Here is a 24902-nt window from a genome sequence, read left to right as displayed (position 1 = left end):
ATGATATTTTCAATGGAACTTAAAAATAATTTTGGGAAATTAATAGCTTGGACCATAGTTATAGTAATTTTACTTGGTCTTATGACAGCTTTCTTCCCTCTTTTAGTTGAACCGCAAATGACAAATATTACTGAATCCTTAATTTTTTCTATGGGTGATGTAACAAGAAATATTTTAGGAATTGAAGACGGTTTTGACTTAACAAATATTAGTGAATATATAGCTCTAATATATTATTATATTGGAATTTTAGTATTTATGTTCGCTATGCAAATTGGTGCATCTTCTCTTTCAAAGGAACAAGCAAGCGGAAATATATCCTATATATATTCAAATCCAATTTCAAAATCAGAAATTGTTACAGGAAAATTAATTGCCGATACAATAATTTATATTTTCCTACTTATATTTTTAAGCCTTGCAACTTTTGGCTTTATCTATGCCATTAAAGCTGTGGGAATAAATGCAGAATATATCTCAAACTTTTCAAACTTTGACGTATTAGAAGCAATTTTAAGAATATTTATAAGCCTTTTAGGCGGCGGTCTTGTCTTTATGGCAATTGGATTTTTTATTTCAACCTGCTCATGGCAATCACTTCACCAAGATGCCATTGCAACTTTATTTATATTCTTAATAATTCTTTTAACAGTAATTGCTAAGGCAGTTGGCGGAGGATTTTTAAAAGCAGTTAGCTTCTTCCCAAATGAAGTATTTAAACCCTACTCCTTTATTTCTAGTAATTTAAATTTAGTTGGTTTAGGTTTAAATCTTGTAATCTTTATAGTCTTTATAATCCTTACCTATCTTGTATATGGCTCAAAGGAATTGAAATACTAATTATAAAAATTTAAGAACTGAAAAATCACTTTTAAAATTGCAGAGATAGTTAAAAATAATAGGGACGTTCCACTTTAATGGGAAGTCCCCTTTTTTTAAATAGTAATAATAAAAATTCAAGGACCAAAAAAAATCGGTCCTTGCTCTTTAAATTATTATTATTCTTTTATTTCTAAAAGTATTGGGGCATGGTCTTGCCTTTGTCCAGAATCAATCATTTCTGATTTTATTATCTTGTCCTTAAGAGAATTCGAAACTATAAAATAATCAATTCTCCATCCTGAATTATTTATTTTTGAAGTCTTAACTCTTTGGGCCCACCAGGTATAAGATCCCAAAACATCGCCATGAATTAATCTAAATGTATCTATAAATCCCCTTGCCAGTAAATTGGAAAATCCTTGCCTTTCTTCGTCAGTAAATCCAGCTGAAAAATGATTTGTGTCAGGGTGAGCAAGATCAATTTCCCTATGGGCAACATTAAAATCTCCTGTTGCAATTACTGGTTTTTTTTCATTTAGCTTGCAAAGATAATCTGCAAATTTTTCGTCCCAAATTTGCCTGTCGGAAAGTCTTTTTAAATCGCTACCTGCATTTGGGGTGTAGACATTTATTAAATAAAAATTTTCCATTTCCATTGTAATTATTCTTCCTTCAAAATCCATTGTTGTAGGCGCTCCAATGACAGGATAAGTTATGTCTGGAGTGATGGATTTTTTGTATAAAAACATAGTGCCTGCATAGCCTTTTCTTGCTGGCTCTTTAGAAGTTAGCCATGCATAGTCATAGTCCTTGAAATTTTCATCTAAAATTTCCTTGTGTTTTTTTGAAGGACCGCCCATAGGAAGTTTTGTTTCCTGAATGGCAATAATATCTGGTTCTTCATTTTTTAAATTATATAAAATTTCTCTTGTTAAAAGTGCCCTATTTGAATCAGAAGTTAGGGCGGCATTTAAAGAGTCAATGTTCCACGAAATAATTTTCATTATAATCTTCCTTTCTATAACTTGTCTTATTTTATTATAACAAAAATTTCCCTTTAAACTAAATATTAAGCCCTAAAATTAAAATTGCAAAAAACTTAAATATGCAATTTAATTTTCTTTTTCCAAAATCAAAAGCATTTTAAATTTGCCTTGGCTTGTAACATTATGAATAATTCCCATGATAAGAACAATCTCTTCTCCTTCACTTATGATAAATTCATTATCGCCTACTAAAATTTTTGCCTTTCCTTCTAGGGCAAGAAGAAGAGTATCACCTGGAGCCGCATGAGGTTTAAGTCCCGTCTCCTTGTCAAAGGCCATCATTATAAGTTTTAGACCATCATTATTTGCAAGCTCTAAATTTGTAATTTCACCTTCCTTGTAATCTAAAAATGATTTAATATCTATGATTTTTCCCTCATCTAAATTTTTCATGGAAAACCTCCTTATAGTTATTTATACATTCATCTTAACAAAAAGAATAAAAAAATAGTTGCTTAAGCAATCATAACCACCGGCTTAGCCGGTGGTTTGTTTTGCCCCTATAAGGGGCTGTTACCGGCAGCATTCCATGCTTTGAACTTTCTTTCTCGCGCACCAATTTTCACAGCTGATGCTAAAGCACCTTATTTTTTGCTTTTGTTTACTTGCTCACCCGTAAACGGGTATACAAATTCTTTAATACTTATTTGATCTGCTATGTAATCTTCTTTTAATTGATTTTTTTATATTCTTGTATCTTTTTCGCATTCTTTCCTGCTGTATCTACATAATATCCTCTGCGCCAAAAATGTCTATTTCCATATTTATATTTTAAGTTTGCGTGCCTATCAAATATTATCAGGATACTTTTCCCTTTTAAATATCCCATTGTTTGAGATATGCTATATTTTGGTGGGATTTCCAACAATATATGAATATGGTCTGGACAACATTCTGCTTCTATTATGTTTATTCCTTTTCTCTCACATAAGTCTATTAATATTTTTCCAATATCTTGTTTTAATCTTCCATATATTACTTGTCTCCTGTATTTCGGAGCAAATACTATGTGATACTTACAATTCCATGATGTATGTGATAAACTGTTTTTATCCATTTTAGGATACCTCCCTTTTCTATTTATGCTACTGCCTGTAACATACTTAGTTTATCACGGGAGGTTTTTTGCTTGAAGCTAAAGCTTGTTTTCCTACCACCAGCATAGCTGGTGGTTTATTCATGCTAAAACGTACAAAAAATAGAGACTCGTTTATACGAGTCTCTAAGATACTTTCATCTCGCCCTTAAATAAAGGCTTATAACTTTTTTCGCTCATCTTGTGAGCAACGCTTATGGTTTTGTGTCAGCTTAGATTGATTATTACGGTCTTGTTTTGGTCATCCCATTCTATGGTTTGATTTATTCCATCTTTAATATTTCCATTGTCTATGCCAAGGGCATTGGCTAAATTTGTTAAAGAAATGAGTATTCTCCCTTCTATGTTAAGGGGTTTTGAATCCATTTCTATGGTCCTTCCATTGCTTAAGACTATTTTATTTCCGTCTATTTGGATTTTTGCCACTAGACCTCCCTTGCTAAAGCTTGCTGTCCTTGTTTTATTATCCCAAGCAACTTTTGTTCCCAAGATTTCTGCTACTGCCCTTGCTGGTATGAGGGTCCTATCGTTTTTGATTATAGGTGCCACTTCTAGCTGGTATTTGTTGCCTAAATTGTCCCTATATTCTTTATCACCAATTTTTAAAAAGAGTTGCTTAATGGTTTTTTCACTTACATAGGCAGGTATCTTTGAATTAGTGTCTAGTAATTTAAATAGGTCTTCATTATATCTCTTGTAGAAAGGATAGTATTCATATTCGTAATAATCATTGTGGTCTTTTCTTGGTATTTGTGGTTGTGGATCTTGAGGTTTAGGAATAGATGGGTCTGGAGGTGTATTTCCTTTATAGAGTGCTGCGTAAATTCTTTTGTCATCTATTGCACCTTCTTCTACATTGCTGGCATCTTTTGTGATTTGTGGTGACCATCCCATAAATTCTTTATCTCCAGATTTTAGTTTTCCTTCTACTTCTTCTTTTATTTTCTTTTGAAGATCTGGGTCCTTAAAACTTGTTCCCTTCAATACTTCAAATGCTACTTTTCCTTTGCCAGCTATTTGGCCAAAGCTTCTTGCGTCAAATACAAATTTTATATAACCGGTGGTTGAAGGATCTTCTATTTTGTCATCTTCTACATCAAGAATCTTTTTTAAGACTTCTTTGAAGATTGCTTTTGCACTTACATTTTCCTCTCCAAGGGTTAGGGTAGTTGTAGGTGCTTGCGGGTCTGCTACTATTGCTCCTTCTACTTCCCATTTGTCAAATTCATATCCTTGGTTTGGAACTGCTGTTAAGGTTACCTTTGTCCCCTTTGGTCCTTTGGCTAGGTCTGCTGTTGCTGTTCCATTAGTATCTGAGCTTACGGTTACTGTGTATTCTGCTATTGGGATTATTTTTTCTTCCCATTTTGCTGTTAGTTTTTTGTCTTCTTTTACTTCTGTTTCAAAGTTATATTCTTCTGTGCCTATAAACCAGCCTTTGAATACATAGGTCTTGCCACTTGCATTGTTTAGGATTTCTGTTATGTCTTTTTCGTATCCTTGTGGCGCTGTGGCTTTCCCGTTTTCTTTTATTTTTTGGTCTTCTGGTTTTGTTCCATAGGCTGTTTCAAAGCTTACTGTGTATTCTGTAGGTGCTATTTCTTTGAAGATTGCTTTTGCACTTGCATTTCCTTCTCCTATAGTCAGGATTGTTTCAGATGCTTGTGGATCTGCTACTCTTGCTCCTTCTACTTCCCATTTGTCAAATTCATACCCTTGGTTTGGCTCTGCTTTTAAGGTTACCTTTGTTCCTTTTGGTCCTTTGGTTAGGTCTGCTGTTGCTGTTCCATTACCATCCTTAGTTACAGTTACTGTGTATTCATTAGCTTTAACTGTTACAGTTCCAAGGAAAAGGCAGTATAAATCTCGAATTTTTTCGAAAAATGGGTCTGCATTTTCATCATTGTATCTATATGAAATGGTGGGTACTTTTTCACCTTCACTCCAACTTTTATAGGCAAGTCCTATTTTTTTTGATTCTATCTCTATCTTTAGGGCAAATTTGTCACTAGTTAAAGTAAATGGTTTTGTTACTTCTAATGTATTGTATCCCTTTTCTGTAAAGGTGCCACTAGCTAAGGCTACCCACTTATCACTTTGGATATCTTCAAGTGTTTCTCCTTGAGTCCCATTTGCGAAAGTAGTTTTATGTCCTTTCAAAATGTCTTTATCTTCAGTTATAAATATTTTATATGAGGCTGGTCCATCTGAAACATTATAATAAGTTAAATACTTGATAGTTTCAGGCTCATTATTACTTCTTTCATAAATATTTATAGCTTTATTTAAGTTTCCTTTTATATTTGCTTCTCGAAGGTATGAAGTTTTACCAGTATTATATACATTTTTTAAATTTTTTCGTTCATCTTGGCTCATAAGCCTAGCATCTCTTGGCGTAATAATCTTTTTAAATGATGGAACAATATCTCCATTGCCTAAAAATGATTCATAGGAAATCCAGTGGTAGCCTCTGAAATCATCGTAAGGATTAAAGGGCGGAGCAGGAATTGAATTTTTAACTAAAAAAGCACCTGTAGCCGTCTCTTCCTTACTATTGGTGATCTTCATGTCATCATCCCATCCAATTAGTTCGACTGCATGATTTGTAATCATCGTTTTACTGCCTGGACTGGAGTTAATATAGTGATAACGTACTCCCATAGTTTTAACTATCGGTCCATCCCACGGTTTATTCCCAAGAACAAATTTATTATATCCATCATAGGTTATAAAGTATGACGCTGGTACTGAGCCATTTTCATATATACATTTCTTTAAATTCTCAAGTGTTAGGTCTAACTCCAAAGTTTTAGGGACGAAAACATCTAGCTTCTTATTAAAGGCATCGCCCAATATTTTAAAGGTATCTCTTTCACCAACTGGCAATAAATTAGCTCTTGATGGATCAAATTCCTTGTATGTTTTGTCTTTTGGATTGGTTTCATCAATGGTGTATGCTGGAAAATTGGATTCTAGTACAGGACCAGCAAGTCTCGCACAATAAGCTAGTACATCTTCGTCATTTCCACCTGATTGAAGATCTGTGTGATCATCAATATTATATGCCATGTGACCTTCTGATAAATCATAGTCTTGGTTTAAATTAATTTTTAATAGTGATTCTACTACTGCTAAGTTGGCTTGTGCCCAACAGGTCCCTGTGTTAAATTGATTTTTTCGTGGAGTTATGACATTTCTGCCAAAGTGATTTTCTTTTGTATCACTGCTTCTGGAATCATATTTTCTGATGTTAGCAACTGGGCTTGCGGCTCTAGTCCTAATATTTCTTGTCTTTTCTTGAGGAAAGATATACTTTGGTGGTATGTAGCCATAAGTAAATTCCTCTTTGTGATTTAGATAATATTGGTATTGGGGATTAGGTATGGGTTCCTCAATTTCCTTAAGGCTTATAGGTGCACTCTTTAATGTTTCTTCTTGCTTTGCAGGTGGCATTGGTTCTTTCGACTGACCAGCTGCAAAAACAGGCATAGCAAATGCAGATATTAAGATTGTTAAGGCAAGTAACATTATCCAAAACTTTGTACCTAATTTCTTTTTAAGTAGATACATCTTATTATCACTCCTTTATCAATTATTTGCTTTGAAAAGGACTTTTTCTTTTCTTCTGTAACTTTTTACTCTTTCGTTTTTAGAAGTGAATTTTTTCTCACTTTAAAATTTATAGCTTAAAAAGTCTGCAAAATTTTTTCTTGATATACAAATAAAATTTTTATTTGCTAGGTATGATAATTTTTGTGTTTTTTAATAGATTTTAATAGATTTTTATTGGTATTTTCATTATACATATAGATTTAGAAAATGCAAAGGTTTTTTTATCTTGGGTTCTTTGTCTAATAGTGTTAGTGGTTAAAAATTAATGATATATGGTTTATGTCTTAGGGCTTAAACCATATATTTTTTTATGATAAAAACATAAAAAAACTCTCAATCTAAAATTATCAAAAGAACGATAGCCATATGAAACTCTCTTAATAACTTTAATCTTGTTGTTAATACCTTCAATTTTTCCATTGTTGTAATTAGTATTTAAAGTATTCTTAATCTTTTCTAAATGTTTGATAGCTGTACTTATCGCCGTCTTAATTTTGTTGTATATTTCGCCAAACTCATCAGGCTTAAATTCGTCTATGGATAGTATAGGTGGAAGATAAGAAAAATCCTGTTTAAAGGATTTATTCCATTCTTTAAAAACTCTAAAAATGGTATTAGGGCTAACATCATTAGACTCTGCAATAGACTTAAAGGATGAAATTTTGGTAAGATCTATAGCAATCTTTCTTTTAACATCATTAGAAATATTAGAAAACTCACTAACTATATCGGTTTTAGCACTAAAAGTAGAACCGCACTCTTTGCATAGAAATCTTTGTTTTTTTAAAAAAAGAATAGTCGGTATATTAGAAATACTAGGAAGTTTAATCTTACAAGTTTTACTACCATATTTGATAATATTAAAGGATTCATTAACATGACCGCAACATGGGCAACCCTTTGGATTGTAAGTTGATTTTCCATAAATAAATTTAGTATCTATATACTTAATTTTCTTGACAATAATATTTTCAGTATCAATTACTATATTTTTATCTTTAATGTTCAACAAGTCTTTTATATAATTATTAATAGACATAGAATCACCCCTTGGTATTTGCTAGCAACTATATTTTATAGGAATGTGATTTCTACGTCTATTTTTTATACATATCCATACAAAAATAGTGCTGATGATTTTTCACCAACACTATTTATTATAGTCCCTTTTATTTTAAATTTATAAACCCCCTAATTCTCACAAGAATCTAGGGGGTTCATTGATTTTATAATTTTATTTATTTTGGCTCTATGTCAAATATTGGGGAGACTCGTTAATTCGAGTCTCTCTTTTTATGTAAAAAGGAACTAAGCACTTGGCTAAGTTCCTTCTTTTATTGCTAAAAGTTAGCAAATATTCACTTGTCTAAAGTCCTTGTCACCTTTGAAATTATTATTTCGCAACTTCTCTTGTAATTAGAACTTCCTTTGTATTTCCATTCCAGAAAATATCCTTGCCATCTTTTAAGCCCAATGCTCTTGCTATATTTGCTATTGGTAGCATTGTTCTGTCATTTCTAATGACTGGTTTTACATCACTTTCATAAACTTTTCCGTTTACGATTATTTGATTTGTATCTACCGGAATTTTTACTACATTTTCTTTATCAATTAGGATGACTGTTCTGTTTTCATTATCCCACTGTACATTAAATCCTAATGCTTCTGCTACAAATCTAATTGGTAGCATTGTTCTGTCTTTTTCAATAAATGGTGCAATGTCCATAAATACTTTTTGTTCTACGCCATCTACTGATTTAATCAATTCTTTAGAACCTATTACTAACTTTGCTTCTAGTTTTACAAGATTTGATTTTGCTACTGTTACCTTTGTAGTACTAGATGGTCCATAACTATATGTCCAGTATGATCTATGCCAGTAATCGCGATCCCTGTCTCCATCTGGATTAGGTGTAGGAGTTGGTGTTGGTGTAGGTGGTGTTTGACCTCCAGCTGATTTTTCTTTTGCTGCTTCTACAACTTTTTCAACTTCGCCCTTTGTCTTTGCATCATCAACTTGTTTTTTATACTTATCTTTTTCTGTGTCGCTTAGGTTTGGTAGCTTGCCGATTTCTTCTTTAGCTTTATTTTTATCATCAGGTGTTGCAGGAAGAGCTTTTTCTTTTTCTTCTGCTTCTTTAGCTTTTTTATCTGCTTCTTTTTGTGCATTATCTGCAGCTTCTTTTGCTTCCTTAGCTTCTTCAGCTGCCTTTGCTGCTTCTTCAGCTTTCTTTTCTGCTTCGGCTTTTGCTTCCTCTGCTGCTTTCTTTGCTTCTTCGGCTGCCTTTGCTGCTTCTTCAGCTTTCTTTTCTGCTTCTTTTGCTTTTTCTTCTGCTTCTTTTGCTTTTTCTGCTAATTCTGTATTATTTGGATCTGCTTCTGATGCTTCCTTTGCTTCTTTTGCTTCTTCGGCTGCCTTTTCTGCTTCTTTTGCTTTTTCTTCTGCTTCTTTAGCTTTTTCTTCTGCTTCCTTTGCTTTTTCTTCAGCTTCCTTTGCCTTTTCAGCTGCTTCTTCAGCTTTCTTTTCTGCTTCTTTTGCTTTTTCTTCTGCTTCTTTTGCTTTCTTTTCTGCTTCGGCTTTTGCTTCTTCTGCTGCTTTCTTTGCTTCTTCGGCTTCTTTTTTTGCTTTGTCTGCTGGGTCAGATGCCTTTTCTGCGTCTTTTGCCTTAGCATCTTCTACAGCTTTATCTACTCCAGCTTTGTCTTTTGCTTCGTCTACTTTATCTTTTGCGTCTTTCTTTTCATCTTCGCTTAGATTTGGTAGTTTGTCGATTTCTTCTTTAGCTGCGTCTTTTTCGTCCTTAAGTTCTTTATCTTTTTGGTCGTTTGCTGCTGCTTTGTCTTTTGCGTCTGCTACAGCTTTATCTACTCCATCTTTGTCTTTTGCTTCGTCTATTGCTTTTTCTGCTGCTGCTTTTTCTTCTGGGGTTAGATTTAGATCTTTTATGTCTTCTTTGGCTTTGTCTTTTGCTTCCTTAAGTTCTTTATCTTTTTGGTCGTTTGCTGCTGCTTTGTCTTTTGCGTCTGCTACAGCTTGGTCTACTTCAGCTTTGTCTTTTGCGTCATCTATTGCTTTTTCTGCTGCTGCTTTTTCTTCTGGGGTTAGATTTAAATCTTTTATGTCTTCTTTGGCTGTGTCTTTTGCTTCCTTAAGTTCTTTATTTTCTGTGTCTTTTGCTTTTGCTTCTGCTACAACCTCGTTTACTCCAGGTTTGTCTGTTGCTTTATCTACTTCGTCTTTGTATGTGTCTTTTTCTGTGTCACTTAGGTTTGCTAGCTTGCCGATGTTTTCTTTTGCTTTTTCTTTATATTCCTTTAAATCATCTGCATTTTTTGCAGCTTCTGAAGCCTTAGTTACGTCTTCTTTTGTTTTTGCGTCATCTACTTGTTTAATGAATGGTGCTTTTTCTTCTTCACTTAGGTTCGGTAAGTCGCCGATTTCTGTTTTTGCTGCGTCTTGTGCTGTTTTTAAGTTTTCTGCGTCTTTTGCCTTAGCTTCTTCTACAACAGCTTTTACTTCTACTATTGTGTCTGGTTTTTCTGCTTTCGTAACAAATTCTTCTTTTTCTGTATCGCTTAAATTCTTTAGATCGTTAATAGTAGTTTTTGCTTCTTCTTTTGCATTTTTTAAATTTTCTGCGTCTTTTGCTTGAGCTTCTGTTACAGCTAACCCTATCGGACCTGGTGCGTTTGCATTACGCACTATTTCTAAATAACCTTCTTTTTCTTCTTCGCTTAGGTTCTTTAAATTTTCTATTTTTGCTATTGCACGCTTTCTAAAGTTTCTTGCATTTTCTAACTTTGCATCTTCTACAGCTTTGTCTACTTCGCCCTTTGTTTTTGCATCATCTACTTGTTTAATAAATGGTGCTTTTTCTGTATCACTTAGGTTCGGTAGCTTGCCGATTTCTTCTTTTGCTGCGTCTTTTGCTTTCTTAAGTTCTTGAGGGTCATTTGCAGCTTTATTTTCTGCATCTTTTGCCTTGGCTTCTTCTACAGCTTTAGCTACTTGGCCCTTTGTTGTTGCATCGTCTACTTTACCTTTATATTCTTCTTTTTCTGTGTCACTTAGGTTCGGTAGCTTGCCGATTTCTTCTTTTGCTGCATCTTTGTCTTCTTGCGTTGCATTTTTCGCATCTCTAATAGTGTCTATATCTTTTTCAATTTTTGCTAATTTGTTCATTGCATCAGCATCATCGTCATTTATTGCATCAATTTTTCTTTCAAAATCTTCCTTTTGTTCTGGTGTAAATATATCTTCATAGTTTACATCTTTATCATTAAGCTTTTCTTTCATTTCAGCTTTTTTAACTATTACATCAACTTTCTTTTCGAAAGGATCCCATTCAGCCATTGTATCAGAAAAACTTTTTTCAAAATAATCAGAATAAGCAGTATATATATATGTTTCATAAGGTTCATTATCTATTAATTCATCTCTCATATCTTTGCTAAGAAGATATGTACCGTCGCTTTTTTCCTTATTTATTTTATCATGTACAGCATACATTCTAGCTTGAAATTTAGCCTTCTGTTCTGCATAATCCTTTTTTGTAAAATCAAAAAATTTTTTTACAGCTACCATTAATTCTTCCTGGTTTGTTGCTTCTTTAAATTCTTTTTCTGCAGTTTTTATAGCTGCTTTAAGTCCTTCTTCAAATAAGCTTTCTTTTTCAGGATAAGAATATGTTCTGTATAACTCATCAATATAACTTTGTTTATATTCTTCAAAATTCACAATCTCAAAATCTACTTGGACTGTTAAATCTTCTGTAAATGGTACATAACTGGGTTCATTTCTATTTTCACCAAATCTCATTGTATCTCCATTAAGTACTTCAAATTTCAACATTGCCTTTCCCAATTTAATGTCTTTTTCATTAGGTGAATCGATTGTGAATGTTTTAGATTCATTTCCAGATGTTAATGTCGCACTAATTTTAGTACCTTTTCTTTGACTTATACCGATGTCTATTGTTTTTTGTCCATTATTAGCTCTAGCTTCAGTTGGAATATCATATTCATTTCTCTTTGTTATACTAAAACCATTATAATGATCATCAGTAGTAACATCTACATCTTCCCTATTGCTTCCACTAAGAAATTTAGTAGGAGTGTAATTATTATAAATAAATTTAAAATATATCTTCTCTGGTCCTTCTGCCTGTACAACCCCTACCAATGTGGGTAATAATAACATAGCTGCTAAAAAAAGACTTAGCATTTTTTTTAGTTTTTTCATTATTTACTCCTTTCAAATTTAAATTGAATAAAATCAATTCTTGAATTTGTGCCTCCTTAGGCTCCTTTTTATAAAAGATATCTTATTTGTTATCCCTATCTATTATGAAACTTACTTATATTAAATTTCTTCTTTTCCTTTCCTCCTTATATTTTAAAAATCTATTATATCCTATCTATACCCGAGTCTCCTTTCTGGTTTACACAAAAATGTTTATACCTAACCTTATTCTACCCCCCCCCTCATACATTTGTCAATACCTCATTATTCATATATATCTATGATTATTTACTTTTTTAATATACTTTAGTCTGTGATTAAAGAATTGTATTTAATAATGTTAAATGACATATTTTATCAGGCTATTTTGTCTTTTGGTTTTTTTATACTTTTTTTATATCTTTTTCTTCTCTTCTCCCTTTTATTTGTTTTTATCAATATTTATTTTCTATCCCGAAATTTTCTCTTGGTAATCTTGTCTTTAATTTCCATTTTTTAGTTTTTTGTTTTTATTTTCTTATGAAAAAAGGAACTAAGCACTTGGCTCAGTCCCTTCTTTTATTGCTAAATTTTAGCAAATATTTACTTGTCTAAGACTTATAAATTATATTTGTAAAAACATTCAAAGTCCTTGTTACCTTTGAGGTTATTATTTTGCAACTTCTCTTGTAATTAGTACTTCCTTTGTATTTCCATTCCAGAAAATATCCTTGCCATCTTTTAAGCCCAATGCTCTTGCTATATTTGCTATTGGTAGCATTGTTCTGTCATTTCTAATGACTGGTTTTACATCACTTTCATAAACNCTTCCTTTGTATTTCCATTCCAGAAAATATCCTTGCCATCTTTTAAGCCCAATGCTCTTGCTATATTTGCTATTGGTAGCATTGTTCTGTCATTTCTAATGACTGGTTTTACATCACTTTCATAAACTTTTCCGTTTACGATTATTTGATTTGTATCTACCGGAATTTTTACTACATTTTCTTTATCAATTAGGATGACTGTTCTGTTTTCATTATCCCACTGTACATTAAATCCTAATGCTTCTGCTACAAATCTAATTGGTAGCATTGTTCTGTTTCCTTCAATAAATGGTGCAATGTCCATAAATACTTTTTGTTCTACGCCATCTACTGATTTAATCAATTCTTTAGAACCTATTACTAACTTTGCTTCTAGTTTTACAAGATTTGATTTTGCTACTGTTACCTTTGTAGTACTAGATGGTCCATAACTATATGTCCAGTATGATCTATGCCAGTAATCGCGATCCCTGTCTCCATCTGGATTAGGTGTAGGAGTTGGTGTTGGTGTAGGTGGTGTTTGACCTCCAGCTGATTTTTCTTTTGCTGCTTCTACAACTTTTTCAACTTCGCCCTTTGTCTTTGCATCATCAACTTGTTTTTTATACTTATCTTTTTCTGTGTCGCTTAGGTTTGGTAGCTTGCCGATTTCTTCTTTAGCTTTATTTTTATCATCAGGTGTTGCAGGAAGAGCTTTTTCTTTTTCTTCTGCTTCTTTAGCTTTTTTATCTGCTTCTTTTTGTGCATTATCTGCAGCTTCTTTTGCTTCCTTAGCTTCTTCAGCTGCCTTTGCTGCTTCTTCAGCTTTCTTTTCTGCTTCGGCTTTTGCTTCCTCTGCTGCTTTCTTTGCTTCTTCGGCTGCCTTTGCTGCTTCTTCAGCTTTCTTTTCTGCTTCTTTTGCTTTTTCTTCTGCTTCTTTAGCTTTTTCTGCTAATTCTGTATTATTTGGATCTGCTTCTGATGCTTCCTTTGCTTCTTTTGCTTCTTCGGCTGCCTTTTCTGCTTCTTTTGCTTTTTCTTCTGCTTCTTTAGCTTTTTCTTCTGCTTCCTTTGCTTTTTCTTCAGCTTCCTTTGCCTTTTCAGCTGCTTCTTCAGCTTTCTTTTCTGCTTCTTTTGCTTTTTCTTCTGCTTCTTTTGCTTTCTTTTCTGCTTCGGCTTTTGCTTCTTCTGCTGCTTTCTTTGCTTCTTCGGCTTCTTTTTTTGCTTTGTCTGCTGGGTCAGATGCCTTTTCTGCGTCTTTTGCCTTAGCATCTTCTACAGCTTTATCTACTCCAGCTTTGTCTTTTGCTTCGTCTACTTTATCTTTTGCGTCTTTCTTTTCATCTTCGCTTAGATTTGGTAGTTTGTCGATTTCTTCTTTAGCTGCGTCTTTTTCGTCCTTAAGTTCTTTATCTTTTTGGTCGTTTGCTGCTGCTTTGTCTTTTGCGTCTGCTACAGCTTTATCTACTCCATCTTTGTCTTTTGCTTCGTCTATTGCTTTTTCTGCTGCTGCTTTTTCTTCTGGGGTTAGATTTAGATCTTTTATGTCTTCTTTGGCTTTGTCTTTTGCTTCCTTAAGTTCTTTATCTTTTTGGTCGTTTGCTGCTGCTTTGTCTTTTGCGTCTGCTACAGCTTGGTCTACTTCAGCTTTGTCTTTTGCGTCATCTATTGCTTTTTCTGCTGCTGCTTTTTCTTCTGGGGTTAGATTTAAATCTTTTATGTCTTCTTTGGCTTTGTCTTTTGCTTCCTTAAGTTCTTTATTTTCTGTGTCTTTTGCTTTTGCTTCTGCTACAACCTCGTTTACTCCAGGTTTGTCTGTTGCTTTATCTACTTCGTCTTTGTATGTGTCTTTTTCTGTGTCGCTTAGGTTTGGTAGCTTGCCGATGTCTTCTTTTGCTTTTTCTTTATATGCCTTTAAATCATCTGCATTCTTTGCATCTTCTACAGCTTTAGTTACTTCGCCTTTTGTTTTTGCGTCATCTACTTGTGTTATAAATGGCGCTTTTTCTTCTTCACTTAGGTTCGGTAAGTCGCCGATTTCTTTTTTGGCTTTTGCTTTTGCGTCTGCTAGTTCTTTAACTGCTGCTATTGCTGTATCAAGTTCAGTAACTTTTTCATCTACTTGGCTTTGTTCTGTTGCTGTGCCTATTAATGCTTCTGCTTCTTTTACTTTCGCATCTAATGCTTTTGCTGGGTCTGAAGTGTTGTCATTTTTAAGAACTTCTTTTGCTTCAGCAATTTTATCTTCTAATGCCTTTGTATTTAACACTGGTTTGTAGATTGCTACAAAATCTTGTTCTTGAACTTCTCCACCTATAGGAACTGTGCTATCCCATTCTTTAAATTCTTTTGTTGTGTCTTTGTATTTTGCACTTGCTGGAACTTGTCCTGTTACAGCTGCGTTATCCCATGTTGTTCCATTTAATACATCTATAACTTTGTATCTGTTTCCTGCAATGTTGCCATCTACTGTTGCATCAAAAATTATTCTTGTATAGCCAACTGGAACTGTTGTACTAGGATCTGTGCCTATTTTTATTAGACCTTTTGAGCTTGCTGTTGCTACAATTTCTACTGTGCTATTGATTGGTGTGCCTGGTGTAACTGACCATACAGGATTTTCGTGAGTTGCTTTTAAAGTTACTTCTGGATAGTAGGCTTCTCTTAGGCTAGTTCCTATTTTAACATCATAAGATTTTGTTGAATTTAGTTTTTCAATACCTTCGCCTGCCCTGAAAGTTACCCTTGCATATCCCTGTGGTGTTGGTTTTGTAGGATTTTCAATTATATCTGGTGTACCCTGTTCATATTGTGCATAGACATCAATACCGTATCCTTGAGTTGAACTTGAAGTTTTTTCGTTATATACTTTTGTGCCATCTATTGCAGGTGAACCTTCCTCTGGACTTTCTGACCAATATTTAAATTTATATCCTTCCTTATATGGATCAGGTAGATGCTTAATTACTTCTGCAAAAGTTAAATCATAGGCAACATTTGCATAAACTTCGCGTTCAGTTTTACCATTAATTGTTCCGCCGTTACCATGACCTTTTATTCTTCCATAACCAAGATTAACAGGTGCATGGAAAATGCCTTCCTGCGTCCAAATATAGTTGTCAATTTCACTACTATTGGATCTAGATAATGTAATCTTTTCTTTTAACCTAAAATCAGCTTCAAAGATTCTACCATTGTTTAATACATCATCATCATTAGGTAATCCGTTTTTAAAACCATAAAATTCGAATTGACATCCTTGTCCTGTCATGCTTCTGATTATCGAATACATAGCTACAGGACTATTTTCATAATCATAACCTAAGTCTGAGCGAAAATCTCTCCAAAGCATACGTTTAGGTATTATAAATGATGTAGTTACATTGAAACATTTGTCAGGAAAAGCTCCATTCTCATACTCATATTTATATTTATTAGTTTGGCCTGGCACCTTAATAAGCTTGGCCATACAAATATATCTTGATAGTTCAGGCAATTTAAATGAAATGATACTATACTTAGTCGTATCAAGCTTTCCATTTATTCTACACTCATCAGGTATGTTCGCATCACTTATATCTACTGGGTTATCCAGATTTGTAGGTCTGTATTTATAAACTTTTCTTCCAGTTTCTGCATAGGTTTCTATGATATTAAATGGTAGACAACCTATGAGCATAACTAGGGCAAGAAATAGCCCCATTATTCTTTTACTTTTTGCTTTCATTTTTTACCTCCAATTTTTATTTTTATCATCTTTTATTCCCCTTTTTTGTTTTCTTCTTTTCCTTTCCTCCTTATATTTTAAAAATCTATTATATCCTATCTATACCTGAGTCTCCTTTCTGGCTTACACAAAAATGTTTATACCTAGCCTTATTCTACCCCCCCCCCCTCATACATTTGTCAATAGCTCATTATTCATATATGTCTATGATTGTTTACTTTTTTAATAGACTTTAGTCTGTGATTAAAGAATTGTATTTAATAATGTTAAATGATATGTTTTATCATACTATTTTGTATTTTGGTTTTTTTCGTTTTTTATATTTTTTTCTTCTCCATTTCATTTGTTTTTATCAATATTTATTTTCTATAGCAAAAATTTTTCCTGGTAATCTTCTCTTTAATTTCCATTTTTTTAGTTTTTTGTTTTTATTTTTTTATGTATTATTTTGTTTTAGCTTCATAATTTATAAGTTTCTTATGCTTTGATATTAAATTGTATAATCATAACCACTGGCTAAGCCAGTGGTTTATTCATGCTAAAGTGTACAAAAAAATAGCGTTGTTCATTATTTGACAACACTATTATCTATTATCTATCTACATCTTTATTATTCATTAGATTTTAAAGATTCTACCATGTCAATTTTTTTAATTTTGAAATGGAAGACTAGCATAATTAAGGTCGTAACTAAAAGTGTAATTACGGTTGCGTAAATGTAGGCTCTTGTTATTAAATGACTTGAAAGCATTACTGGATAAGGAACTACAATTTGCAGGACGCTGTAGTGGAGAATTTTTCCAATAATAAGGCCTAAAATTATGCCCATTATGGTAAGAAAATAAGTTTCTCTATAGACATAAGCCGTTACTTCCTTGGCATAAAATCCCAAAACTTTTNAACTTCTCTTGTAATTAGAACTTCCTTTGTATTTCCATTCCAGAAAATATCCTTGCCATCTTTTAAGCCCAATGCTCTTGCTATATTTGCTATTGGTAGCATTGTTCTGTCATTTCTAATGACTGGTTTTACATCACTTTCATAAACTTTTCCGTTTACGATTATTTGATTTGTATCTACTGGAATTTTTACTACATTTTCTTTATCAATTAGGATGACTGTTCTGTTTTCATTATCCCACTGTACATTAAATCCTAATGCTTCTGCTACAAATCTAATAGGTAGCATAGTCCTATCTTTTTCAATAAATGGTGCAATGTCCATCATTATTCTTTCCTCTATACCATCTATTGATTTTCTCAATACTTTAGAACCAATTACTAACCTTACTTCAAGTTTAGATACTTTCTTTTCTCTTCCTGTATTTACACTTGTATTTACCTTAGTTGTATCAGATGAGCTTGAATGATCTCGCCTCAATGGAGCATACCAATCATTGTAATCATAATATCTGTTGTCATCTCTTCCTGGAGTATGACCAATAACATCAATAACAATGTCTTTTTGTTCTCCTGTCTTTGTATCAACAACAGTTACAACGATTGGACCATCAATATTGTTGCCTGGGTTAACTATAATTTCACCAGTATTTGGATCAATTACAGTTGGAATATTCTTTCCATCTTCATCCTTACCACCAACAATTATACCATCAGAATCTTTCACAATTACTCCAGTACCTTGATCTTTATCAATTGGATAAACAGGTTTCTTGTTAGTATCATCAATCTTGTCATCAAGACTAGGATTTGGTGTAGTTGTTGTTTCAAATGTTGCATTTACTGTTAGGTTTCCATCAATAGCTGTCTTTGCATCTAATGCTGGATCCCATCCTGTGAAATTAAATCCAGGTTTTGCTGTTACTTGTGGTGCGTCATTTGCTAGGTCAGCTAATGTTTTGCCTGCTGTCTTTGGTACATAGAATGTATTTGCTACATCTATTGTTCCTTTTGTTTGATCTGCTTTAAATGTTACTGTCCAGTTTTTAGTTTCGTCTGGATTTGGTGTTACATTTGGATCTACCGGTCCCACGATTGGATCTTGTGGTGTTACCTTTGCATTTACTGTTAGATTTGCTGTTTCATCTTGCAAACTTCCTTTTGTTAATGTTACAGGATTTTCATTATCTGCTAATGTTAAAGCTGTTCCATCTGTAGGATTTGCTGTGATTCCATAGGTTGCAAAGTCTGCAAATGCTACATCTTTTGTCAAGCCTTGATTGTCTTTTAATGTTACTTCTAGTCCAGCTAGTTCTAGGTTTTCTCCTTCTGTGTAGTTTAGTTTTGTTGGTTGTGTTTTTACTACCATACTTTCTACATGAGTTGGATCAAATACTTTTTCATTTACTGTTAAGGCTTCTGTTTCTGCTGTCAGGCTTCCTTTTGTTAATGTAACTTTCTTTCCATTGTTTGCTAATGTTAAAGCTGTTCCATCTGTAGGATTTGTTGTGATTCTATATGTTGCAAAGTCTGCAAAGGCTACATCTTTTGTCAAGCCTTGATTGTCTTTTAATGTTACTTCTAGTCCAGCTAGTTCTAGGTTTTCTCCTTCTGTGTAGTTTAGTTTTGTTGGTTGTGTTTTTACTACCATACTTTCTACATGGTTTGGATCAAATACTTTTTCATTTACTGTTAAGGCTTCTGTTTCTGCTGTCAGGCTTCCTTTTGTTAATGTAACTTTCTTTCCATTGTTTGCTAATGTTAAAGCTGTTCCATCTGTAGGATTTGCTGTGATTCCATAGGTTGCAAAGTCTGCAAATGCTACATCTTTTGTCAAGCCTTGATTGTCTTTTAATGTTACTTCTAGTCCAGCTAGTTCTAGGTTTTCTCCTTCTGTGTAGCTTAGTTTTGTTGGTTGTGTTTTTACTACCATACTTTCTACATGTTCTGGATCAAATGTTGTTGATACAAAAATCGCTTTAACTTCAATATTTTTATCAATTTTTGTATTTGCATCCAACTTTGGAGACCATTCTTTAAATCTACAGCCTTCAGCAGGATTTGGAGTAGGTGGAGTAATGTCAGCTAAAGTTTTCTTTAATGGTTTAGGAACATAAACAGTATTAGCTCTTCCGATTGTTCCTTTTGTTTCATCGTTTGATTTAAAGGTTACCGTCCAGAAATTATTTGTATCTGGATTTGCTGGGTCAGAGGGATCTACTAAGCCTGTCATTACTTTTTTAGCTTTTGCTTTTATAATTGTATCGTTTGTAAATGTTTGAGTTAATTCTTTATCCCAACCATCAAACTCATATCCTGGATAGCTTTTTGTATTAGGACCAGTTAATGTTACTGCCTTTTCTGGATTTACCCAGAATTTGGATATTTCCTTTGGAGTAATCACTATATGACCATCTTCATCTCCAAAAAATTCAACTAATTTAAAGTTATCTGGTACATCTGGTTTTGGCGTACCATTCTTTTGTTCCACTACATCTTTACCAACATATTTATAAATTGGATTTACTATATCCCCCTCTTTAAAAAATCTTTTTCCAAAAGTATCGTCCCATTGAACAAATTCCCAATTTTCATCAGCTTCAGCAAATGGAAATAAATTTTTCCATCCATCTGGATCTCCGATTGACCTATAATAAGCCCTATTTGTCAAATCTGCATAAAATTTAATTTCTTCTTTAGGATTTACAAAATAAACAAGTTTATCAACTCTTTTATCTCCTAGTCCAGGTGTATATAACTTACCATGATCTCCTTTTAAAAAGGTAACTTTTACAAAATTATCAGGGACATCAGGCCTTACATTCTCATCAGTTTGCAAGTCATAATTAGGTCCTGTGTAAGCATATTGCGCTGTAAGTTTTCTTGTTGTTCGATCCTCTCCTAATGGGAAAGTTTGTTCAAAACTTGGTGAAAAACCTATAAATCTATTCCATCTTTTTGAAGTTGGTGCAACCCCATCATAAATTCCATTTTCACCATATATCGAAAATTGACCTTCAAACTCTTTTTTGGTAGTATGTTTATTTACAGCTAAATAAAATACCTTATGTTTATTACCAGAGAAGTCAAGAAAGTCCCCTTTTTCAGTAGCATCAAGTTCTACAATGGAATAATCATTTGGATCAAGTCCTCGAGATGTAAAATCCCTTGTAGACTTTCTAATATAATCTAAATCTTTGGGAGTAACCCACTCTAATGCTACTGGCTCATAGGTCGAAAATTCTACTTTTCCTATATACAGACGCGTCTTAGGATCATTGGGAGAAACGGTCTCTTTTTCTAAATAAAGATCTGCAGAGTATTTTCCACCTCTTAGGTTTGATTCTGTTGTACCGGGATATTCTATAGTAAATTCCCACAAATCAATTCCTTCAGATCCTAATACCCTTTGTTTTATATTAATAAGTCCCCTTTTTATTTCACGAACTGCAACAACTTTAGTAATTTTATGAATAGGAATATTTCCTGCTCTTGGGTTATTTCTTATAACTTTTGATATACTTCCCCTAAATACAGCTTTCCTAGCTCCTTCATAATAAGGCGCGTGCATTACCCCTTCTGCTGGAGTCAGCAAACTTCTGTTTGGATTAGCCCCCATACTTTGAGATATGCTTTCGTTATTATTTGCAAATACCTGGAAGGGTAGGCTTGTTACTAGCATTAACATCGCTAGAAAAAATGTTAATATTTTTTTTGACTTCATTTTTTTCCTCCCATCTTATTTTTTTCTATCATTTATTTCCTCCTTAATTTCTCTTAGTTATTGCTTGCTTTTTTATTTTTTCTTTCTCTAAGTCCCTCCTTTTATATTTTTCATTCTTATTTTTCTATCCTTAGATCCTCCTTTATATGTATGATAAAAGTATTTAAACTTAGCTTCATTCTACCCCCCCCACTGCTTTTTGTCAAGCTCTTATTATTTATAAGTATCTATGTTTGTTTACTATTTTGATAGACTTTATCACCAAATGAAAAGTTGTCTGTTGCAATTCTAAATGATTTGATTTAGCATATTGTTTTGTATTATATTTTTTGCCTTTTTTCTTATACTTATATTCTTATAACTATATATTTATAATAAATCTAATATTTCATTAATAAATTTGCAAAATATAAGGACTAAGTCTCAGTGACTTAGTCCTCTAGTTTTAATTTTCTTATCATGATTTCCTCATTAAATATTTTTCAGGTCATTATACAAAAAAAGAGCTATATAAGCTCTTTTAATATTAACCCGGTGGCCAGTTGAAACTTCTTCCTCCTAAAAGGTGAAAATGAAGATGTTTTACACTTTGTCCCCCGTCTTCTCCGGTATTATTTACTATCCTATATCCATTGTTAAGTTTAAATTCTTTTGCTAAATTCTTAGCCACTAAAAATATATGTCCTATTAATTCCTTATCTTTTTCTTCTAGGTAATCAACTGATGTTATATGTTTTTTTGGAACAATAAGTAAATGTACGGGAGCTTCGGGATTTACATCTTTAAAAACATATGTAAATTCATCTTCAAAAACCTTTTCTGAAGGTATGGTACCTTCAACTATTTTACAAAATAAACAGTCCATAAATCCTCCTTCTTATTTTAATAATTTTAATATACCCTATTTTAAGGCCAACTAAAGCTAAAGATTGATAAAAAATAGCCCTATAATATATTTTTGAAGAAATTTCTTATAGTAATTTGGCACAAGCTATATTTTCATCATTTAAAATTTTTACATCTCTTATTTTATTAATTAAGTTTTCCCGACTTTTTAATTTTACCCTGATATAATTGCTTGTATAACCCAAGTAGTATCCATCCTCATATTCTTCAAATAAAACTTTACAAGTTCTATTCATATTCTTTTTTCTGAATTTTTTCAAATATTCTTCTGCCAACTCCATCAAAATTTCAGACCTTTTGATTTTAATATTACCATCTATTTGATTTTTCATATTTGCTGCTGGTGTATTCTTTCTTTTGGAATACTTAAATACGTGGACTTTTGAAAATTCCACTTCTCTTACTATTGACATTGAAGCTTCAAAATCTTCATCACTTTCGCCAGGAAAACCCACTATTATATCAGTTGTTAAGCCGGCATAAGGCATATATTTTTTTATGATTTTTGTTTTTTCAATATAAACTTCTTTTGTGTAGTGTCTATTCATTGCCTTTAAAATATTATTAGACCCTGATTGAAGGGATAAATGGAAATGGTCACATAATTTTGAACACGCAATTGCTCTTCTCATGAAGTCTTCACTTATGATATTTGGTTCAACTGATGATAATCTTATTCTCTCTATACCATCAACTTCAGCTATAGCTTCAATTAAATCTATTAACCTCACAGGTCCTAAATCAACCCCATAGCTTCCCACATGAATACCTGTCAATATTATTTCCTTATAACCAGCATTTGCAAGCCTTGTTGCTTCTCTTACACAATCTCCAATTCTTCTTGATCTAATGGTTCCTCTGGCATAAGGGATGATGCAGTAAGTGCAATACCTGTTACATCCATCTTGAACTTTCATGTAACTTCTTGTTTTATGAAAATTTTCATCTATTTTTATAAACTGAAAATCTCTGTCTTTTTTTATATCTCTTACAATATTTATTTTTTTATCGTCTTCTTTGGCTTCTTCTACTAAGTCAACAATTTTAGATCTTTCACTCGTCCCAATTACAACATCTACACCCTCTATTTTTTCAACTTCCTTAGGAGCAACCTGAGCATAACATCCGACAACTGCAACTGTAGAATCAGGATTTTCTCTTTTTGCACGTCTAATATATTGTCTTGATTTTCTATCAGATAAATTTGTAACTGTGCAAGTATTTACAATATAAACATCGGCAACATCAGTATCATTATCAACTTGTATATATCCATTTTTTTCAAAAAGTTCAGCCATGGCTTCAGATTCATATTGATTAACTTTGCATCCTAAAGTTAAAATTGAAAAAGTTTTTGCCATTTAATCACACTCCAAATTGTGTATTATATAAAAGGAGCCAGCAATTGCTGCGGTTTCGGCCCTTAATATTCTCCTCCCAAGAGAAATTTTATATGCGTCTTTAAAAATCTCAAGTTCCTTAGGAGAAATTCCTCCTTCTGGCCCAACCACAAGACCAAGATTTTTTGAAAGCTTGCTTTTTATGTCCTTAAAAAAAATCTCCTCTTCCCCTTCATATAAAAGAATTAAATCGCCCTTAAAATTTTCTATAAGCTCTACAGGCTTTATAGGTCTATGAACAAGGGGGATTATATCTCTTTTTGCCTGTTTTGCAGCCGCCTCGGAAATTTTTTGCCATCTTAAAATTTTTTTATCTTCCTTTGCAGAAATATTTGAAATGCACCTTTCCATAACTAGGGGATAAAAATCTTTTACGCCAACTTCAGTTCCACGTTCAATTATTTTTTCGTTTTTATCTCCCTTTAAGATTCCGAAAAATAGGCTAAGATTTATATCAGACTCCCTATTTTTTTGACCTTCTCCCTTTAAAATTAGCTTATCTTCTAAAAGATTAAAGATTAAATTCTTATCCTTAAAGATAACTTCAAAATCCTCATCTTCCTCAATTCTTATGACATTTTTTAGGTGGTGGTAATTTTCCTTTGAAAGGTCATTTTTATTATCATAATTTCTATTTTCAAAAAATCTATACATATTTTGCTACAATGACAAGCCAGTCATTTTTCCCTTGTGATTCTAAAATATCGAATCCAGAATTTTTTAGACTATCTATAACTAAGTTCTTTTTTTCTTTGATGATGCCTGAAGTTATAAATATTCCGCCCTTTTCTAAATGATTTTTTAAATCCTTAATTTCATCTACAATTATTTCTGCAATAATATTGGAAATAATAATATCGCATTTTCCCCTAACTGTGTCAAGTAAATTCCCCTTTTTTATAGAAACTATATCTTCCACTTGGTTAAGAATAGCATTTTCTTCACTTGCCCTTATACATTTTTCGTCGATGTCGACTAAAAGAGCAGACTTCGCTCCAAGTTTTATTGCAGCTATAGCTAAAATTCCAGACCCACATCCAATGTCAAAGACTGTATCTTTCGGTCGTAAATATTTTTCAAGCATTAAAAGGCAAAGGGATGTTGACTCATGAGTTCCTGTACCAAAAGCCATACCAGGCTCAATTTTTATAATCTTTCGATTTTCCTTATTTTCATATTCTTCCCATGCAGGGACAATAGCAAGATTTTTTCCTATTTCAAGAGGTTTATAATAGGCCTTCCAAGCATTTTTCCAGTCCAAATCATCTTTTTCTAAAATTTTGCAAGACCCTAAATTTTCATCCTCTAATAATTTTTTTAATTTTTCCCCATGATTCTTATTTTCTGGATAGACCCTAAAAATCAGTTGGTCCTTTTCAACAGAAAGATTTTCTCCTTCAAAAAAATCCCAATCTCTCTCATTTTGTTTTAATTCATCTTTAAGGTCCCTATAAATTTCTTCCACTTCAAATAAATTTTCGTCATATAAAATTCCAAGAATCTTGTCACGATTTTCTATTTTTGTATCTATTTGCATTTCAATATATTTCATACGATCACCACCTATATTATATATTATCTTCTGCCTTTTCAAAAGAAGCTAATTTTTCTTTATATATTTAATAGATAACATTTTAATAATT

Annotated in this window: 14 protein-coding genes and 2 pseudogenes; 1 reads left to right on the top strand and 15 read right to left on the bottom strand. The window is 32.7% G+C overall.

Annotated elements, in window-relative coordinates; genetic code table 11:
- Positions 1–840 (top strand): ABC transporter permease subunit, encoded by an 840-nt coding sequence (locus BQ4446_RS03710; RefSeq protein ID WP_071026760.1) that lies wholly within the window; start codon positions 1–3, stop codon positions 838–840.
- Positions 841–998: 158 nt separating this feature from the next.
- Here the strand turns inward: BQ4446_RS03710 and BQ4446_RS03705 are convergent, their stop codons facing one another.
- The 15 genes and pseudogenes from BQ4446_RS03705 to prmA all read right to left on the bottom strand — a co-directional run bounded on the left by BQ4446_RS03705 (position 999) and on the right by prmA (position 24811).
- A complete protein-coding gene (locus tag BQ4446_RS03705) occupies positions 999–1826 on the bottom strand; it encodes an exodeoxyribonuclease III (RefSeq protein WP_071026758.1) in 828 nt (275 codons plus the stop codon).
- Positions 1827–1934: 108 nt separating this feature from the next.
- Positions 1935–2261 (bottom strand): cupin domain-containing protein, encoded by a 327-nt coding sequence (locus BQ4446_RS03700; protein ID WP_071026756.1) that lies wholly within the window; start codon positions 2259–2261, stop codon positions 1935–1937.
- 191 nt (positions 2262–2452) lie between these two features.
- A pseudogene (gene tnpA / locus BQ4446_RS03695) lies at positions 2453–2925 on the bottom strand (IS200/IS605 family transposase).
- Positions 2926–3171: 246 nt separating this feature from the next.
- Positions 3172–6534 (bottom strand): InlB B-repeat-containing protein, encoded by a 3363-nt coding sequence (locus BQ4446_RS03690; RefSeq protein WP_071026754.1) that lies wholly within the window; start codon positions 6532–6534, stop codon positions 3172–3174.
- A gap of 319 nt (positions 6535–6853) precedes the next feature.
- Positions 6854–7282 (bottom strand): transposase, encoded by a 429-nt coding sequence (locus tag BQ4446_RS08815; RefSeq protein WP_418008173.1) that lies wholly within the window; start codon positions 7280–7282, stop codon positions 6854–6856.
- 60 nt (positions 7283–7342) lie between these two features.
- Positions 7343–7615: pseudogene (locus BQ4446_RS08810) on the bottom strand (ISL3 family transposase); the annotation flags it as partial.
- Between the two features lie 354 nt (positions 7616–7969).
- Entirely contained in the window at positions 7970–11818 is a 3849-nt protein-coding gene (locus BQ4446_RS03680; RefSeq protein ID WP_071026750.1) for a stalk domain-containing protein, read from the bottom strand.
- A gap of 649 nt (positions 11819–12467) precedes the next feature.
- On the bottom strand, positions 12468–12578 hold the full coding sequence (locus BQ4446_RS08565; protein WP_245149657.1) for a hypothetical protein: 111 nt from the start codon (positions 12576–12578) through the stop codon (positions 12468–12470).
- 26 nt (positions 12579–12604) lie between these two features.
- Complete coding sequence (locus BQ4446_RS03675; protein WP_470381999.1) at positions 12605–15874, bottom strand: copper amine oxidase N-terminal domain-containing protein; 3270 nt, start codon at positions 15872–15874, stop codon at positions 12605–12607.
- A 1066-nt stretch (positions 15875–16940) separates the two neighbouring features.
- Positions 16941–17222, bottom strand: a complete 282-nt coding sequence (locus BQ4446_RS03670; RefSeq protein WP_071026746.1) for an FtsX-like permease family protein — start codon at positions 17220–17222, stop codon at positions 16941–16943.
- A complete protein-coding gene (locus tag BQ4446_RS08855; protein ID WP_470381998.1) occupies positions 17198–19162 on the bottom strand; it encodes a copper amine oxidase N-terminal domain-containing protein in 1965 nt (654 codons plus the stop codon). Before BQ4446_RS08855 ends, BQ4446_RS03670 begins: the two co-directional genes overlap by 25 nt.
- Before the next feature lie 2317 nt (positions 19163–21479).
- Positions 21480–21818 carry a histidine triad nucleotide-binding protein gene (locus BQ4446_RS03660; RefSeq protein WP_071026742.1) on the bottom strand — a complete coding sequence of 113 codons (339 nt, stop codon included), beginning with the start codon at positions 21816–21818 and terminating at the stop codon, positions 21480–21482.
- 106 nt (positions 21819–21924) lie between these two features.
- Complete coding sequence (gene mtaB, locus BQ4446_RS03655) at positions 21925–23220, bottom strand: tRNA (N(6)-L-threonylcarbamoyladenosine(37)-C(2))-methylthiotransferase MtaB (RefSeq protein ID WP_071026740.1); 1296 nt, start codon at positions 23218–23220, stop codon at positions 21925–21927.
- On the bottom strand, positions 23221–23913 hold the full coding sequence (locus tag BQ4446_RS03650) for an RsmE family RNA methyltransferase (RefSeq protein WP_071026739.1): 693 nt from the start codon (positions 23911–23913) through the stop codon (positions 23221–23223).
- The gene (gene prmA, locus BQ4446_RS03645; protein ID WP_071026737.1) at positions 23906–24811 is read right to left on the bottom strand and encodes a 50S ribosomal protein L11 methyltransferase; all 906 of its coding nucleotides are present in this window, start codon (positions 24809–24811) and stop codon (positions 23906–23908) included. The genes BQ4446_RS03650 and prmA overlap by 8 nt, the downstream gene beginning before the upstream one ends.
- Between the last annotated feature and the right edge of the window lie 91 nt (positions 24812–24902).

The organism is Peptoniphilus raoultii (assembly GCF_900099555.1).
GTDB classification, from domain to species: Bacteria; Bacillota; Clostridia; order Tissierellales; family Peptoniphilaceae; genus Peptoniphilus_A; species Peptoniphilus_A raoultii.
This window is presented reverse-complemented; position numbering and strand designations above follow the sequence as displayed.

Coding starts and splice junctions, on each gene's coding strand:
- mtaB (WP_071026740.1), bottom strand. CDS start 23,220: ATGGCAAAAACTTTTTCAATTTTAACTTTAGGATGCAAAGTTAATCAA.
- BQ4446_RS03680 (WP_071026750.1), bottom strand. CDS start 11,818: ATGAAAAAACTAAAAAAAATGCTAAGTCTTTTTTTAGCAGCTATGTTA.
- BQ4446_RS03650 (WP_071026739.1), bottom strand. CDS start 23,913: ATGTATAGATTTTTTGAAAATAGAAATTATGATAATAAAAATGACCTT.
- BQ4446_RS03660 (WP_071026742.1), bottom strand. CDS start 21,818: ATGGACTGTTTATTTTGTAAAATAGTTGAAGGTACCATACCTTCAGAA.
- BQ4446_RS03705 (WP_071026758.1), bottom strand. CDS start 1,826: ATGAAAATTATTTCGTGGAACATTGACTCTTTAAATGCCGCCCTAACT.
- BQ4446_RS03690 (WP_071026754.1), bottom strand. CDS start 6,534: ATGTATCTACTTAAAAAGAAATTAGGTACAAAGTTTTGGATAATGTTA.
- BQ4446_RS03710 (WP_071026760.1), top strand. CDS start 1: ATGATATTTTCAATGGAACTTAAAAATAATTTTGGGAAATTAATAGCT.
- prmA (WP_071026737.1), bottom strand. CDS start 24,811: ATGAAATATATTGAAATGCAAATAGATACAAAAATAGAAAATCGTGAC.
- BQ4446_RS03700 (WP_071026756.1), bottom strand. CDS start 2,261: ATGAAAAATTTAGATGAGGGAAAAATCATAGATATTAAATCATTTTTA.
- BQ4446_RS08565 (WP_245149657.1), bottom strand. CDS start 12,578: ATGCTACCAATAGCAAATATAGCAAGAGCATTGGGCTTAAAAGATGGC.